Below are 14698 nucleotides of genomic sequence, written 5' to 3' on the forward strand. Positions count from 1 at the left end.
CCCACAGTTTTAGATCAGTACCACTGCTTGAAACGGCGGATGTAGATCGTTTTCATCAGTTGTGCGACGCAGCAGTAGCTGAAGAGGGTGGCTACCAGCCATGGGAAATACGACAGCGGCAGCGGCTCCAGCCCGACCAGGTTGCCCAGCGGTGAGAACGGCACGTAGATCCCCAGGACGATGACAATGATGGTCATCATGGTCACCGGCCAGGCGGCGGTGCTCTGGAAGAACGGGATCTTGCGGGTACGCAGCATGTGGACCACCAGGGTTTGCGAGAGCAGCCCCTCGATAAACCAGCCGGACTGGAACAGGGTCTGCATTTCCACGCTGTTGGCCGAAAATACGTACCACATCAGGGCGAAGGTGGTGATATCGAAGATCGATGAAGTCGGTCCGATCCAGATCATGAAGCGCCCGATATTCTTGGCGTCCCATTTGCGTGGTTTTTGCAGGTACTCCTTGTCCATCTTGTCCCACGGCAGCGCCAGTTGGGAGATGTCGTACATCAGGTTTTGCAGCAGCAGGTGAATCGACAGCATCGGCAAAAAGGGGATAAAGGCGCTGGCCACCAGTACCGAGAACACGTTGCCGAAATTGGAGCTGGCGGTCATGTTCAGGTACTTCATGATATTGCCGAAGGTCTCGCGCCCTTTGAGCACACCTTCTTCCAGCACCATCAGGCTCTTTTCCAGGAGGATGATGTCGGCCGATTCCTTGGCGATATCCGTGCCGCTGTCCACCGATATACCCACGTCCGCGTCGCGCAGGGCGGGCGCATCATTGATGCCGTCGCCGAGGAAGCCCACCGTGTGGCCATTGGCTTGCAGCGCTTTAAGTACCCGGGATTTCTGCAGCGGGGTGAGCTTGGCGAATACCGTGCGCTGTTCGACCTCCAGTTGGAGCGCGGCGTCGTCCATTGCCTCGATCTGCGGGCCCAGCAGCGGCGTACCTGGCTCCAGGCCTACCTGACGGCAGATCTTGCCGGTGACCACGGCGTTGTCGCCGGTCAGCACCTTGACCGCTACGCCGATGTCCCGCAGGGCGGCAATTGCCGGGCCTGCGGTTTCTTTTGGCGGGTCAAGGAAGGTCAGAAAGCCGCGGATGACCAGGTCTCGTTCGTCGGCGGTGTTGTATTGCTTGCGGGATTGGTCCTTGGGGATTTCGCGTGTTGCGATCAGCAACACCCGGAAGCCATCCTCGTTGTACTCGGTGGCCAGAGCCAGCAATTGCTCGCGGCGCGCGGGGTCCAGTGTGATGCAGTTATCGCCCTCCATCATATGAGTGGCGATGCTGAGCATTTCTTCCACTGCGCCCTTGCACACCATCAGGTGATCACCGAGGTTGTCCTTGACGATAATCGACAGGCGACGGCGTACGAAATCAAAGGGCAGCTCATCCACCTTGCTGTAATTGAGCGGGGAGTTGAACTGGCGATCCTGTTGGGCAAACTGCACCACCGCCTGATCCATCAAGTTGCGAATGCCGCTCTGGTAGTGGCTGTTGAGCCAGGCCAGGGCCAGTACCGATTCATCGCGCTTGCCGCTGGCGTCGACATGATGCTCAAGGATGATGTGGTCCTGGGTCAGGGTCCCGGTCTTGTCGGTGCACAGCACGTCCATCGAGCCCAGGTTCTGGATCGCATTGAGGCGTTTGACCACCACTTTGCGCTTGGCCATGGCGGTGGCGCCCTTGGCCAGGTTGGCGCTGACAATCATTGGCAGCATTTCCGGGGTCAGGCCGACTGCCACTGCCAGGGCAAACAGGAAGGCATCGCCCCAGTCGCCTTTGGAGAAGCCGTTGAGGAAAAATACGATGGGTACCATGACCAGCATGAAGCGGATCAGCAGCCAGCTGACGCTGTTGACCCCCCGGTCGAACGCAGTTTGCGAGCGAGAACCGACAATTGCCTTGGCCAGTGAGCCAAAGTAAGTGCGCGGGCCGGTCGCAACCACCACGGCACGGGCAGTGCCGCTGACCACGTTGGTGCCCATGAAGCAGATGTTGGGCAGGTCCAGCAGGTTGCTTTGATCCGCTGCGGTGCTGGAGGCCGACTTTTGTGTCACGTCGCCCAGAGTGTCGTATTTCTCCACGGGCAAGGCTTCGCCGGTGAGTACGGCCTGGCTGATAAACAAATCCCGGGATTCGATCAGACGGATATCCGCCGGAATCATGTCGCCAGCCGATAACTGCACGATATCGCCGGCCACCAGTTCTCGCATTGGCACTTCACGCACTGAGGCCTTGCCGCCGCTCTTGTCCCGCCGCACAACGGTGGCGGTGGTGCGGACCATGGCCTTGAGGGCTTCAGCGGACTTGGCCGAGCGATGTTCCTGCCAGAACCGCAGCAAGCTGCTGAGCCCGACCATCAGGCCGATGATGATGACTTTGGTCAGGTCGCCTTCTTCGCCATCGCGCTCAGGCAGCCAGTAATCGGTGACAAAGCTGATAACCGCAAGGGTCAGCAGCACGTAGATGAACGGGTTGTGCAGGGCCAGCAGAAACTGCACGAAGGCGTGAGGCGGCTTGTCGTGGGCCACTTCGTTGTAGCCTTCGCTCTGCAGGCGTTCGGCGGCGTCCTGTTCGGTCAGCCCGGCGGTTGTGGCGCGGACATTGGCCAGGGTGGCCGAGAGACCGTTTTGTGCTTCCCGAGCGGCACGCATGGACAGTTTGCTGGTGTCGCTGACGCTGTTTTTGTCTCGAGTTTTAGTGTTTTTTACGGCGCTCATAATGAGTACTCCTGTCGCCAACTCTTGACCAAACATACGTTGGCTTACCTTTTAAAAGGCGAGCCAATGTATGCCGAGTCGCAAACTTCGCAATCGGTTTAATTGAAGTGTTAGTGCACTTTAAAGTCCCGCTGTCGCGATGTTTTTAATAAGCGCGCAGCGGGTAACGACTGGCTTCTTCCATAAGGAACTCCAGTGAATTAACAGTATTTGATTAATTGCGTATCAGCGCCCGCTGCGACTCTGCGGGTCCTGAGCGTCGGCCATGCTCCAGCGCTGCTCCAGTTGGCCTGTGGCAGGGCTGACGCGCCAATGCACCCGGCGGTGCGCAGGTGTCACGCCGGGAGCGGAGGTGCTGAAGGGTGATTTGGCCGGGCGAGCGCAGGTGGGCTCGCGGGACGGTTTCACGCGCATGCTGGAGGTAAAGGCGCGAACGCCGGGTAGAACAAGGGTTTTAAAGTTCATAACACACCTCGTGACCGGACTGATGCCGGAGAGGTCGTTACGTTGGAGCGTCAGGCTCTAGCGCAGTTAACCCCGCCGTGCAGGCGAGTCCCGTCAATGTCTGGGTTTGGTGCCCGGTGCTCCGTATTAACGGTGACCGGACAGCGACTAGATACTGTGTCCATTGGCTTCTTTTATGAAGTTTATAGGCGGCCTGAATGACCGGCCTGTGCAATCTACTCAGGCGGCGGGGGCAAGTCAATGTTTAAACCCGGCAAGTGTGTCCGGTACAGCAACGGTTCAGGAAGTTTGGAAGTTGTAAGTGATGTATTGAATGTTAATTAAATAAGACAGAAAAGTTGCAGTGGCACGAAGTTGTGAGATTGGCGTAAAAACTGTGGGGGCGGGCTTGCTCGCGATGGCATCGCTGCGGTTTGCCTGAAAAATTGTGGCGCTTGCATCGCGAGCAAGCCCGCTCCCACAGGTTCTGTGTACGGTGCACAAATCGCGCACACAAAAACGCCCGGCAGAACCGGGCGTTTTGTATTGACTTGATTAGCGAGCGCGGTAAGTGATGCGCCCTTTGCTCAAGTCATAGGGCGTCAGCTCGACGCGCACTTTGTCACCGGTAAGAATACGAATGTAGTTCTTGCGCATCTTGCCGGAAATATGCGCGGTTACGACGTGCCCATTTTCCAACTCCACACGAAACATGGTGTTGGGCAGGGTGTCGACGACAGTGCCTTCCATTTCGAAGCTGTCTTCTTTCGACATGCAGTAAAGCCCTCGGTGTCCAATGAATGGCCCGGTGCAACTGCGCCAGGCAAAAGCGGCGTGCATTGTGCCCGAAAAATGGGGTTTAAGCCAAGGGTTCAATCAAGAGAGCTCCATCTCTGATTAATCAGCAGCTCAATGGGCCTGTATTCAGTCTTGTAATTCATCTTTTTGCAGTTCTTGATCCAGTACCCCAGGTACAGCGCATCGAGCTCCAGGCGCCGGGCTTCGGCTATTTGCCAGAGGATTCCGTAGCGGCCCAGGCTGCGGCGCTCTTCGTCAGGATCGTAAAAGGTGTACACGGCGGACAACCCGTTGGGCAGCACGTCGGTGACGGCCACGGCAAGCAGCCGGCCGTCGAGGCGGAACTCGTAGAATCTCGAAAACGCCAGATCGCGCACCAGGAAGGTCGAAAACTGATCGCGGCTGGGCGGATACATGTCGCCGTCGGCATGGCGCTGTTCGATATAGCGCCGGTACAGGTCAAAGTGCTCTTCGCTGAAGCCGGGTTTCACGGCGTGAACCTGCAAGTCGGCGTTGCGCTTGAAAATGCGTTTCTGCTGGCGGTTTGGCTTGAACCGGGCAACAGGGATGCGCGCGGGGGTGCACGCATCGCACTTCAGGCAATGCGGGCGATAGAGATGATCGCCACTGCGCCGAAAACCCATTTCGGACAAATCGGCATATACCTGCACATCCATCGGCTGACTGGGGTCGAGGAACAGCGTCGTGGCCTGTTCGTCAGGCAAGTAGCTGCAAGCGTGAGGTTGAGTGGCATAAAACTTCAAACGCGCCAGCTCGGTCATGATGGGCCCTCGGGAAATCTTTGAATTAAGTGTAAGCCAGCGTACAAAAGTCGCCTACTAAACCCACTGTGCGGCTGTAGGTTGATCCAGATGGTTGCGCAAATATTCGGCGAATTGCAGGCGCGGGATCGAACGTGCCCCCAGGCTTTGCAGGTGATCCGTCGGCATTTGGCAGTCAATCAGCACAAAACCCCAGGCCTGTAGTTGCCTGACCAGTGTTGCAAAGCCGAACTTTGAGGCGTTGTCGGCACGGCTGAACATGGATTCGCCAAAAAACAGCTGGCCCATTGCCAGGCCATATAACCCGCCTACCAGCTCACCGTCATCCCACACCTCCACCGAATGGGCATGGCCGCGAGCATGCAGCTCGATGTAGGCGTTTTGCATGTCATCTGTAATCCATGTGCCGTCCGTATCTTTACGTGGTGCTGCACAGGCCTCAATGACGCCTGCGAAGTCACGGTCAAAGCTGACCTGGTAACGCTGCTGGCGCAGGAGTTTGCCCAGGCTGCGGGATATGTGCAGTTCTTCGGGGAACAGTACGGTGCGCGGGTCAGGCGACCACCACAGGATCGGCTGGCCTTCGGAAAACCACGGAAAGCAGCCGTGGCGATAGGCCTGGATCAGCCGGTCAGCCGACAGGTCTCCCCCGGCGGCCAGGAGTCCGTTGGGCTCGCGCATGGCTTTTGCCAGCGGCGGGAATGTCAGGGTGTCGCGTTTTAACCAGGTCAGCATGGCGATGAGTCTTACAGAAGAAGGGAAGGGGGGCTGCAACTCTGTCGCGCAAGTGCGGTCTCAGTCGATCTGCCAGTGAAATGCAAACTGCGTTTTTCCGGTGGTATAAGTCTTTGTCACAAAAGGTAATACATGCTCAAATTGGCGCGTCTCGGCCAGTCGCAAGACGAATCGGATCGTACCTTGAGCCAGCGTGGCATCAACGGCTTAAACCCGTACAATGGCCTGCCTGTTTGAGCTGATCTAAACTGCACCAACGTTGCCGCAGGTCACTGCAGGCAATAATACAAGGCTGGTTTCATTTCAAGTCTGAACTTGTCGCCTGCTCAATGTGAGCAGTATTTTGCAGTCAAATTAGTCAATTAATAGTTGGGCGCGCCACAGGCGCAGGAAAAGACCCGTTTTGAAGAAATCCACAGCAGCACCCAAAGCAGTTCCCCTCTGGCGTCAGCAGTTGCACTACCGGCTCAAGGAAGGTGCATTGATCGCTATCGGCGCCCTATGCCTGTTCCTGATCATGGCCCTGTTGACCTACGGCAAGGACGACCCCGGCTGGAGCCATAACAGCCGTGTCGTGGATGTGCAGAACTTCGGCGGCCCTGCTGGCTCCTACAGTGCCGACATCCTGTTCATGGTGCTCGGTTACTTTGCCTATATCTTTCCGTTGCTGCTGGCGATCAAGGCCTATCAGATCTTCCGCGAGCGGCATCAGCCCTGGCAGTGGAGCGGCTGGCTATTTTCGTGGCGTCTGGTGGGGCTGGTGTTTCTGGTGCTTTCGGGCGCAGCCCTGGCCCATATTCACTTCCACTCCGCCGCTGGCTTGCCGGCAGGCGCCGGTGGTGCGCTGGGCGAAAGCCTGGGTGATCTGGCCAGGAATGCGCTGAATATCCAGGGCAGTACCTTGTTGCTGATTGCATTGTTCCTGTTTGGCCTGACGGTGTTCACTGACCTGTCATGGTTCAAGGTCATGGACGTGACCGGCAAAATCACCCTTGACCTGTTTGAGCTGATTCAGGGCGCGGCCAACCGTTGGTGGTCCGAGCGCAACGAGCGCAAGCAGCTTGTGGCTCAACTGCGGGAAGTCGACAGCCGGGTCAACGAAGTGGTTGCGCCAAGCGTTTCCGACAAGCGCGAGCAAGCCAAGGCCAAGGAACGGCTGATCGAGCGCGAACAGGCGTTGACCAAGCACATGTCCGAGCGTGAAAAACACGTTCCGGCCGTTATTGCTCCGGCACCGGCCAAGGCGCCGGAACCGAGCAAGCGCGTACAGAAAGAGAAACAGGCGCCGCTGTTCGTGGACAGCGCCGTTGAAGGCACGCTGCCGCCGATCTCGATTCTAGATCCGGCCGAGAAAAAACAGCTCAATTACTCCCCTGAGTCCCTGGCAGCCGTTGGCCATTTGCTTGAAATCAAGCTCAAGGAATTCGGTGTAGAGGTCACGGTGGACTCGATTCATCCGGGCCCGGTGATTACCCGTTACGAAATTCAGCCGGCAGCCGGGGTCAAGGTCAGCCGAATTTCAAACCTGGCCAAAGACCTGGCGCGTTCGCTGGCCGTAACCAGTGTGCGGGTGGTTGAAGTCATTCCGGGCAAGACCACGGTCGGTATCGAGATTCCTAACGAAGACCGGCAGATCGTACGTTTCTCCGAAGTGCTGTCGACCCCTGAGTACGACAACGCCAAATCCCCGGTAACGCTGGCTTTGGGCCATGATATCGGTGGCCGTCCGGTGATCACCGACCTGGCTAAAATGCCTCACTTGCTGGTAGCCGGTACGACCGGTTCCGGCAAGTCGGTGGGCGTGAACGCGATGATCCTGTCGATCCTGTTCAAGTCTGGCCCCGAAGACGCCAAATTGATCATGATCGACCCGAAGATGCTTGAACTGTCGATCTATGAAGGCATTCCGCATCTGTTGTGCCCGGTGGTGACGGACATGAAGGACGCTGCCAACGCACTGCGCTGGAGCGTTGCCGAGATGGAGCGCCGTTACAAACTGATGGCCAAGATGGGCGTGCGCAACCTGGCGGGCTTCAACCAGAAGGTCAAGGATGCCCAGGACGCTGGCGAGCCGCTGGTCGATCCGTTGTACAAGCGCGAAAGCATGCACGACGAAGCACCGTTGCTCGTGAAGTTGCCGACCATCGTGGTGGTGGTCGACGAATTTGCCGACATGATGATGATCGTCGGTAAAAAGGTCGAAGAGCTGATCGCCCGTATTGCCCAGAAAGCACGGGCCGCGGGCATTCATTTGATCCTCGCCACCCAGCGCCCGTCGGTGGACGTGATTACCGGCCTTATCAAGGCCAACATCCCGACCCGTATGGCGTTCCAGGTATCGAGCAAGATCGATTCGCGCACCATCATCGACCAGGGTGGTGCCGAGCAACTGCTGGGCCATGGTGACATGCTCTACATGCCGCCCGGCACCAGCCTGCCGATTCGTGTGCATGGCGCGTTCGTATCGGACGAAGAAGTACACCGTGTGGTGGAAGCCTGGAAATTGCGCGGTACTCCGGACTACAACGAAGACATCCTTGCCGGTGTTGAAGAGCCTGGCAGCGGTTTTGACGGCGGCAGTGATGGCGGCGATGACGCTGAAACCGATGCCCTCTACGACGAAGCGGTACAGTTTGTACTTGAAAGCCGTCGTGCCTCGATCTCTGCGGTACAGCGCAAATTGAAGATCGGTTACAACCGCGCGGCCCGCATGATCGAATCCATGGAAATGGCCGGGGTTGTCACCTCGATGAACACTAACGGCTCGCGTGAAGTACTGGCGCCAGCCCCGATACGCGATTGACCTGTCCAGTTTCCAGCGGGCAGGTTTCAACTTATCAATGAGGATTTCCATGCGTTTTGCCAGCATGCTTTTGCTACCGGTATTGGCTTTTTCTTCGCTTTCGGCTCATGCCGACGCTGACAGTGTGAAACGTCTTGGCCAATTGCTCGGGTCCGATACGATCACTGCGCGCTTCTCCCAGTTGACGCTGGATGGCAGCGGCACGCAGTTGCAGGAAACCGCCGGTGAAATGTCGGTCAAGCGCCCGGGGTTGTTCTACTGGCACACTGATGCCCCAAACGAGCAGTTGATGGTTTCCGACGGTCAGAAAGTCTCGCTCTGGGACCCGGATCTGGAACAGGTCACGATCAAGAAGCTGGACCAGCGCCTGACCCAGACCCCTGCCTTGTTGCTGTCGGGTGATGTGTCCAAGATCAGCGAGAGCTTCGACATCACCTCCAAGCAAGCCGGTGATGTCATGGACTTCACCCTCAAGCCCAAGACCAAGGACACCTTGTTCGACTCCCTGCGCCTGTCGTTTCGCGGTGGCAAGATCAACGACATGCAGTTGATCGACAGCGTGGGTCAGCGCACCAACATCCTGTTCACCGGGGTCAAGGTCAACGAGCCGATCCCCGCATCCAAGTTCAAGTTCGATATCCCGAAAGGGGCTGATGTAATCCAGGAATAAGCCCTGGAAGAGGTTTCAAAAGCTGCCCATGGATCTGTTTCGAAGTGCCCCGATAGCCCAACCCTTGGCTGCCCGTCTGCGAGCGGCCAATCTGGACGAGTACGTCGGCCAGGAACACCTGCTTGCCCGCGGCAAGCCCTTACGCGAAGCGCTGGAGCAGGGGGCGCTGCACTCGATGATCTTCTGGGGGCCGCCGGGCGTGGGTAAAACCACCCTGGCGCGGCTGCTGGCAGAAGTGTCGGATGCGCATTTCGAAACGGTGTCCGCAGTGCTGGCCGGGGTCAAAGAGATCCGCCAGGCGGTCGAAATTGCCAAGCAGCAGGCGGGCCAGTACGGGCGCCGCACCATCCTGTTTGTCGACGAAGTGCATCGCTTCAACAAGTCTCAGCAAGATGCATTCTTGCCTTATGTCGAAGATGGCACCCTGATCTTTATCGGGGCCACCACCGAAAACCCTTCCTTTGAGCTGAACAATGCGCTGCTGTCGCGGGCGCGGGTTTACGTGCTCAAAAGCCTCGATGAAGCGGCCCTGCGCAAGCTGGTGCAGCGCGCGCTGACGGAAGACAAGGGGCTGGGCAAGCGTGACCTGAGCCTGAGCGACGAAGGTTTCCAGATTTTACTGCGGGCGGCCGACGGTGATGGCCGGCGTTTGCTCAACCTTCTGGAAAACGCCTCTGACCTGGCCGAAGACCACAGTGAAATCGGCACCGACCTGCTGCATAACCTGCTGGGCGATACCCAGCGGCGTTTCGACAAGGGCGGCGAAGCTTTTTACGATCAGATATCGGCGTTGCACAAATCGGTGCGCGGCTCCAACCCGGACGGCGCCTTGTACTGGTTTGCGCGCATGATCGACGGCGGTTGCGACCCGCTGTACATCGCCCGACGCGTGGTGCGCATGGCCAGCGAAGACATTGGCAACGCCGACCCGCGGGCCTTGAGCCTGTGTCTGGCAGCCTGGGACGTGCAAGAACGCCTCGGCAGCCCGGAAGGCGAGCTGGCCGTGGCCCAGGCCATCACGTACCTGGCTTGCGCGCCAAAAAGCAACGCGGTGTACATGGGCTTCAAGGCTGCGTTGCGCAGCGCCGCCGAGTACGGCTCGTTGGAAGTCCCGCTGCATCTGCGCAATGCGCCAACCAAACTGATGAAGCAACTGGGGTACGGTGATGAATACCGCTACGCCCATGACGAGCCCGATGCCTATGCCGCCGGCGAAGACTACTTCCCGGATGAGCTTGAGCCGTTGCCGTTGTATCAACCGGTCCCGCGTGGGCTGGAACTGAAGATCGGCGAGAAGCTCAAGCACCTGGCGGCACTTGATCGCGCCAGCCCCCTGCAGCGGAGAAAACCTTGATTCCATTGGTCGTGGCCGTCTCGGCAGGCGGTATTGCAGGCACCTTGTTGCGCTTTGCCACGGGGAACTGGATCAACGCCAATTGGCCACGGCACTTTTATACCGCGACATTGGCCGTTAATATCGTGGGCTGCCTGCTGATTGGCCTTTTGTACGGACTTTTTCTGACGCGCCCGGAAGTACCGATTGAAGTCCGAGCCGGGCTGATGGTCGGTTTCCTGGGTGGTTTGACCACTTTTTCATCCTTTTCACTGGATACGGTGCGCCTGCTTGAAACCGGGCAAGTGCCACTGGCACTGGGCTACGCCGCCCTCAGCGTATTCGGCGGGCTGCTCGCAACCTGGGCTGGCCTGTCCCTGACCAAACTTTGATAAACGAGAAACCGACATGCTCGATTCCAAACTGTTACGTACTAACCTGCAGGACGTAGCGGATCGCCTGGCATCCCGTGGCTTCAAGCTGGACGTGGCGCGCATCGACGCGCTGGAAGCCAAGCGCAAAGAAGTCCAGACCCTGACCGAGAAGCTGCAGGCCGAGCGCAATTCCATCTCCAAAAGCATTGGTCAGGCCAAGGCTCGCGGTGAAGACATCGCGCCGCTGATGGCCAGCGTCGAAACCATGGGCAGCGATCTGGCCAATGGCAAGGTTGAGCTGGACGCGATCCAGACTGAGCTTGATTCCATTCTGTTGGGCCTGCCGAACCTGCCGGACGCTTCGGTGCCTGTCGGTGCCGATGAAGACGACAACGTTGAGATCCGTCGCTGGGGCACACCCAAGGCCTTTGATTTCGACATCAAGGACCACGTAGCCCTGGGCGAGCAATACGGCTGGCTGGATTTTGAAACCGCCGCCAAGCTGTCCGGCGCCCGTTTTGCCTTGCTGCGTGGGCCTATTGCCCGCCTGCACCGTGCACTGGCGCAGTTCATGATCAACCTGCACACCGGCGAACACGGCTACGAAGAGGCTTACACGCCTTATCTGGTTCAGGCCCCTGCGCTGCAAGGTACTGGCCAGCTGCCGAAGTTCGAGGAAGAACTGTTCAAGATCAGCCGCGAAGGCGAAGCCGATTTTTACCTGATCCCTACCGCCGAAGTGACGCTGACCAACATCGTTGCGGGCGAAATCGTTGAGCACAAAGCCCTGCCGATCAAGCTGGTGGCGCACACGCCGTGCTTCCGCAGTGAGGCCGGTGCATCGGGTCGCGATACACGCGGCATGATTCGTCAGCACCAGTTTGACAAGGTTGAAATGGTGCAGATCGTTGAGCCGTCGACTTCGATGGACGCGCTGGAAGGTCTGGTCGGCAACGCTGAAAAGGTCCTGCAACTGCTGGAGCTGCCATACCGCACCCTGGCGCTGTGCACCGGCGACATGGGTTTCAGCGCGGTCAAAACCTACGATCTGGAAGTGTGGATCCCGAGCCAGGACAAATACCGCGAAATTTCGTCGTGCTCCAACTGCGGCGATTTCCAGGCCCGTCGCATGCAAGCGCGTTTCCGCAACCCGGAAACCGGCAAGCCTGAACTGGTTCATACCCTCAACGGTTCCGGCCTGGCGGTAGGTCGTACGCTGGTCGCCGTACTGGAGAACTATCAGCAGGCTGACGGCTCGATTCGTGTGCCTGAAGTGCTCAAGCCTTACATGGGCGGCGTTGAGGTCATCGGCTAAATGGAGTTTCTGCCGCTGTTTCATAACCTGCGTGGCAGCCGTGTACTGGTGGTCGGCGGTGGGGAAATTGCCTTGCGCAAATCCCGGCTGCTGGCCGATGCCGGTGCGGTGCTGCGGGTTGTCGCACCCGCCATAGAGCCTCAGTTGTGCGAATTGATAAACAGCAGTGGCGGTGAGCAGGTATTGCGCGGCTATGTCGAGGCTGACCTTGAAGGCTGTGTCCTGATCATTGCTGCCACCGACGATGAGCCGCTCAACGCCCAAGTCTCCGCCGACGCCCATCGTCGTTGCGTACCGGTCAACGTGGTGGATGCACCTGCCTTGTGCAGCGTGATTTTCCCCGCGATTGTCGACCGTTCGCCGTTGGTGATCGCCGTGTCCAGTGGCGGCGATGCGCCGGTGCTGGCGCGGTTGATCCGGGCCAAGATCGAAACCTGGATTCCTTCGACCTACGGTCAGCTGGCGGGCCTTGCGGCGCGCTTTCGTACCCGGGTCAAAGGCTTGTTCCCAGACGTACAGCAGCGTCGCGGTTTTTGGGAAGATGTTTTCCAGGGACCGATTGCCGACCGCCAACTGGCCGGGCAGGGTGCCGAAGCCGAACGTTTGCTGCTGGCCAAGATCAATGGCGAAGCGGACCAAACCACCGGTGAGGTTTACCTGGTAGGTGCCGGGCCGGGTGATCCGGACTTGCTGACGTTCCGTGCCCTGCGCCTGATGCAGCAAGCCGATGTGGTGCTTTACGACCGTCTGGTGGCCCCGGCGATCCTTGAGCTGTGCCGTCGCGATGCCGAACGCATTTATGTCGGCAAGCGTCGTGCAGACCATGCGGTACCGCAAGACCAGATCAACCAGCAACTGGTGGACCTGGCCAGGCAAGGCAAGCGTGTGGTTCGGCTCAAGGGTGGCGATCCGTTTATCTTTGGTCGTGGCGGTGAAGAAATCGAAGAGCTGGCCGCTCACGGGATTCCGTTCCAGGTGGTCCCGGGGATTACCGCCGCCAGCGGTTGCGCAGCCTATGCCGGCATTCCGCTGACCCATCGCGATTACGCGCAGTCCGTGCGTTTTGTGACCGGGCATCTGAAGGACGGTACCAGCAATCTGCCCTGGAGCGACCTGGTCGCCCCGGCACAGACGCTGGTGTTCTACATGGGCCTGATCGGTTTGCCGATCATCTGCGAACAACTGATCAAGCACGGTCGTTCGGCAGATACCCCGGCGGCTTTGATCCAGCAAGGTACGACGTCCAATCAACGTGTCTTCACCGGCACCTTGAAAGACTTGCCGACGCTGGTGGCGGAACATGAAGTCCATGCGCCGACCCTGGTGATTGTGGGCGAAGTGGTATTGCTGCGTGAAAAGCTGAAGTGGTTTGAAGGGGCGCAGTCGCAGGTCTAGGGCCTGGAGTCATCCTTGTGGGAGCGGGCTTTCCCGCGATTGCATCAGCGCGGTCATTCAGTTTCACCGCGTTGTTTGTATCGCAGGCAAGCCCGCTCCCACAGTTGTTATTGCAGTACCTCAGTTACGATTATCCCCCATCAAACTCTCCACCGACGGCACCCGGGTGTCGCTCTCCATCTGCGCATCGTGCTCGATCTGATGACTGAAGCGGTCCAGCGAACCTTGTGCTGGCTGTGCATCGCTGGCAAAGACCGGCGGGCTGAGGATGTAGGCCCCGAGCAAGCGACTCAGCGCCGCCAGGCTGTCGATATGGGTGCGCTCATAGCCATGGGTCGCATCGCAACCAAACGCCAGCAAGGCGCAACGAATATCATGTCCGGCTGCAACGGCTGAATGGGCATCGCTGAAGTAGTAACGGAACATGTCTCGGCGCACCGGCAGTTCATGCTCGCTGGCCAAATGCAGCAAGTGCCGCGACAAGTGATAGTCATAAGGGCCACCCGAGTCCTGCATCGCCACACTGACCGCGTGTTCGCTGGAATGCTGGCCTGGCGCCACCGGGGCGATATCGATCCCCACAAACTCACTCACATCCCACGGCAGTGCTGCTGCCGCGCCGCTGCCGGTTTCTTCGGTGATGGTAAACAGCGGATGACAGTCAATCAGCGGCTGCACGCCACTGTCGACTATTGCCTTGAGCGCGGCCAGCAACGCGGCAACCCCGGCTTTGTCGTCCAAGTGGCGGGCACTGATATGACCGCTTTCGGTGAACTCCGGCAGTGGGTCAAACGCCACGAAATCGCCAATATTGACCCCCAGCGAATCGCAGTCGGCGCGGGTGGTGGCGTAGGCATCCAGCCGCAATTCGATGTGGTCCCAACTGATCGGCAGCTCATCCACGCCGGTGTTGAACGCATGCCCGGAGGCCATTAGCGGCAGCACACTGCCGCGAATCACGCCATTGTCGGTAAACAGGCTGACCCGGCTGCCTTCGGCGAAACGGCTGGACCAGCAGCCCACGGGGGCCAATACCAGCCGGCCGTTGTCTTTGATCGCCCGCACGCTGGCACCAATGGTGTCCAGGTGCGCCGCCACGGCACGGTCCGGGCTGCTTTGCTGGCCCTTGAGGGTGGCGCGCAAGGTGCCGCGGCGGGTCAGCTCGAAGGGGATTCCCAGTTCATCGAGACGTTCGGCGACATAGCGCACGATGGTGTCGGTAAAGCCTGTAGGGCTGGGAATGGCGAGCATTTCCAGCAGGACCCGTTGCAGGTACTCAAGGTCGGGTTCAGGGAGGGTGCGATTCATGAAAACTCCTGA

The 14698-nt window shown here is 58.8% G+C and carries 12 protein-coding genes; 6 read left to right on the top strand and 6 right to left on the bottom strand.

The window, feature by feature from the left end:
- Positions 1–14 precede the first annotated feature (14 nt).
- From mgtA to aat, 5 genes are all read right to left on the bottom strand, one after another.
- Entirely contained in the window at positions 15–2729 is a 2715-nt protein-coding gene (gene mgtA, locus ACZRMS_RS03705; protein ID WP_463994176.1) for a magnesium-translocating P-type ATPase, read from the bottom strand.
- 225 nt (positions 2730–2954) lie between these two features.
- On the bottom strand, positions 2955–3194 hold the full coding sequence (locus ACZRMS_RS03710; protein WP_463994177.1) for a hypothetical protein: 240 nt from the start codon (positions 3192–3194) through the stop codon (positions 2955–2957).
- 534 nt (positions 3195–3728) lie between these two features.
- The gene (infA, locus tag ACZRMS_RS03715) at positions 3729–3947 is read right to left on the bottom strand and encodes a translation initiation factor IF-1 (RefSeq protein WP_002553999.1); all 219 of its coding nucleotides are present in this window, start codon (positions 3945–3947) and stop codon (positions 3729–3731) included.
- A gap of 98 nt (positions 3948–4045) precedes the next feature.
- Positions 4046–4753, bottom strand: a complete 708-nt coding sequence (locus tag ACZRMS_RS03720) for an arginyltransferase (protein WP_463994178.1) — start codon at positions 4751–4753, stop codon at positions 4046–4048.
- 57 nt (positions 4754–4810) lie between these two features.
- The gene (gene aat, locus ACZRMS_RS03725) at positions 4811–5488 is read right to left on the bottom strand and encodes a leucyl/phenylalanyl-tRNA--protein transferase (protein ID WP_463994179.1); all 678 of its coding nucleotides are present in this window, start codon (positions 5486–5488) and stop codon (positions 4811–4813) included.
- 361 nt (positions 5489–5849) lie between these two features.
- Here aat and ftsK point away from each other — a divergent pair, with 361 nt between their 5' ends.
- From ftsK to cysG, 6 genes are read left to right on the top strand one after another with little or no spacing between them, the layout of a single operon-like run.
- Positions 5850–8291, top strand: a complete 2442-nt coding sequence (ftsK, locus tag ACZRMS_RS03730) for a DNA translocase FtsK (protein WP_463994336.1) — start codon at positions 5850–5852, stop codon at positions 8289–8291.
- A gap of 49 nt (positions 8292–8340) precedes the next feature.
- The gene (lolA, locus tag ACZRMS_RS03735; protein ID WP_463994180.1) at positions 8341–8961 is read left to right on the top strand and encodes an outer membrane lipoprotein periplasmic chaperone LolA; all 621 of its coding nucleotides are present in this window, start codon (positions 8341–8343) and stop codon (positions 8959–8961) included.
- Positions 8962–8989: 28 nt separating this feature from the next.
- On the top strand, positions 8990–10315 hold the full coding sequence (locus tag ACZRMS_RS03740; RefSeq protein WP_048358555.1) for a replication-associated recombination protein A: 1326 nt from the start codon (positions 8990–8992) through the stop codon (positions 10313–10315).
- The gene (gene crcB / locus ACZRMS_RS03745; RefSeq protein WP_463994181.1) at positions 10312–10686 is read left to right on the top strand and encodes a fluoride efflux transporter CrcB; all 375 of its coding nucleotides are present in this window, start codon (positions 10312–10314) and stop codon (positions 10684–10686) included. Before ACZRMS_RS03740 ends, crcB begins: the two co-directional genes overlap by 4 nt.
- 16 nt (positions 10687–10702) lie before the next feature.
- Positions 10703–11983 (top strand): serine--tRNA ligase, encoded by a 1281-nt coding sequence (gene serS / locus ACZRMS_RS03750; RefSeq protein ID WP_463994182.1) that lies wholly within the window; start codon positions 10703–10705, stop codon positions 11981–11983.
- Positions 11984–13378: a siroheme synthase CysG gene (gene cysG / locus ACZRMS_RS03755; protein WP_463994183.1), complete on the top strand. Its 1395-nt coding sequence runs from the start codon at positions 11984–11986 to the stop codon at positions 13376–13378. It abuts the gene before it with no gap.
- 120 nt (positions 13379–13498) lie between these two features.
- Here cysG and ACZRMS_RS03760 read toward each other — a convergent pair whose 3' ends face one another.
- The gene (locus ACZRMS_RS03760) at positions 13499–14686 is read right to left on the bottom strand and encodes an osmoprotectant NAGGN system M42 family peptidase (protein ID WP_463994184.1); all 1188 of its coding nucleotides are present in this window, start codon (positions 14684–14686) and stop codon (positions 13499–13501) included.
- Positions 14687–14698: the final 12 nt, after the last annotated feature.

It is taken from the genome of Pseudomonas sp. B424, assembly GCF_055408345.1.

Bases quoted from the DNA above. Each gene is read 5' to 3' on its own strand.
- mgtA (WP_463994176.1), bottom strand. From the start codon at position 2,729: ATGAGCGCCGTAAAAAACACTAAAACTCGAGACAAAAACAGCGTCAGC.
- ACZRMS_RS03710 (WP_463994177.1), bottom strand. From the start codon at position 3,194: ATGAACTTTAAAACCCTTGTTCTACCCGGCGTTCGCGCCTTTACCTCC.
- infA (WP_002553999.1), bottom strand. From the start codon at position 3,947: ATGTCGAAAGAAGACAGCTTCGAAATGGAAGGCACTGTCGTCGACACC.
- ACZRMS_RS03720 (WP_463994178.1), bottom strand. From the start codon at position 4,753: ATGACCGAGCTGGCGCGTTTGAAGTTTTATGCCACTCAACCTCACGCT.
- aat (WP_463994179.1), bottom strand. From the start codon at position 5,488: ATGCTGACCTGGTTAAAACGCGACACCCTGACATTCCCGCCGCTGGCA.
- lolA (WP_463994180.1), top strand. From the start codon at position 8,341: ATGCGTTTTGCCAGCATGCTTTTGCTACCGGTATTGGCTTTTTCTTCG.
- ACZRMS_RS03740 (WP_048358555.1), top strand. From the start codon at position 8,990: ATGGATCTGTTTCGAAGTGCCCCGATAGCCCAACCCTTGGCTGCCCGT.
- serS (WP_463994182.1), top strand. From the start codon at position 10,703: ATGCTCGATTCCAAACTGTTACGTACTAACCTGCAGGACGTAGCGGAT.
- cysG (WP_463994183.1), top strand. From the start codon at position 11,984: ATGGAGTTTCTGCCGCTGTTTCATAACCTGCGTGGCAGCCGTGTACTG.
- ACZRMS_RS03760 (WP_463994184.1), bottom strand. From the start codon at position 14,686: ATGAATCGCACCCTCCCTGAACCCGACCTTGAGTACCTGCAACGGGTC.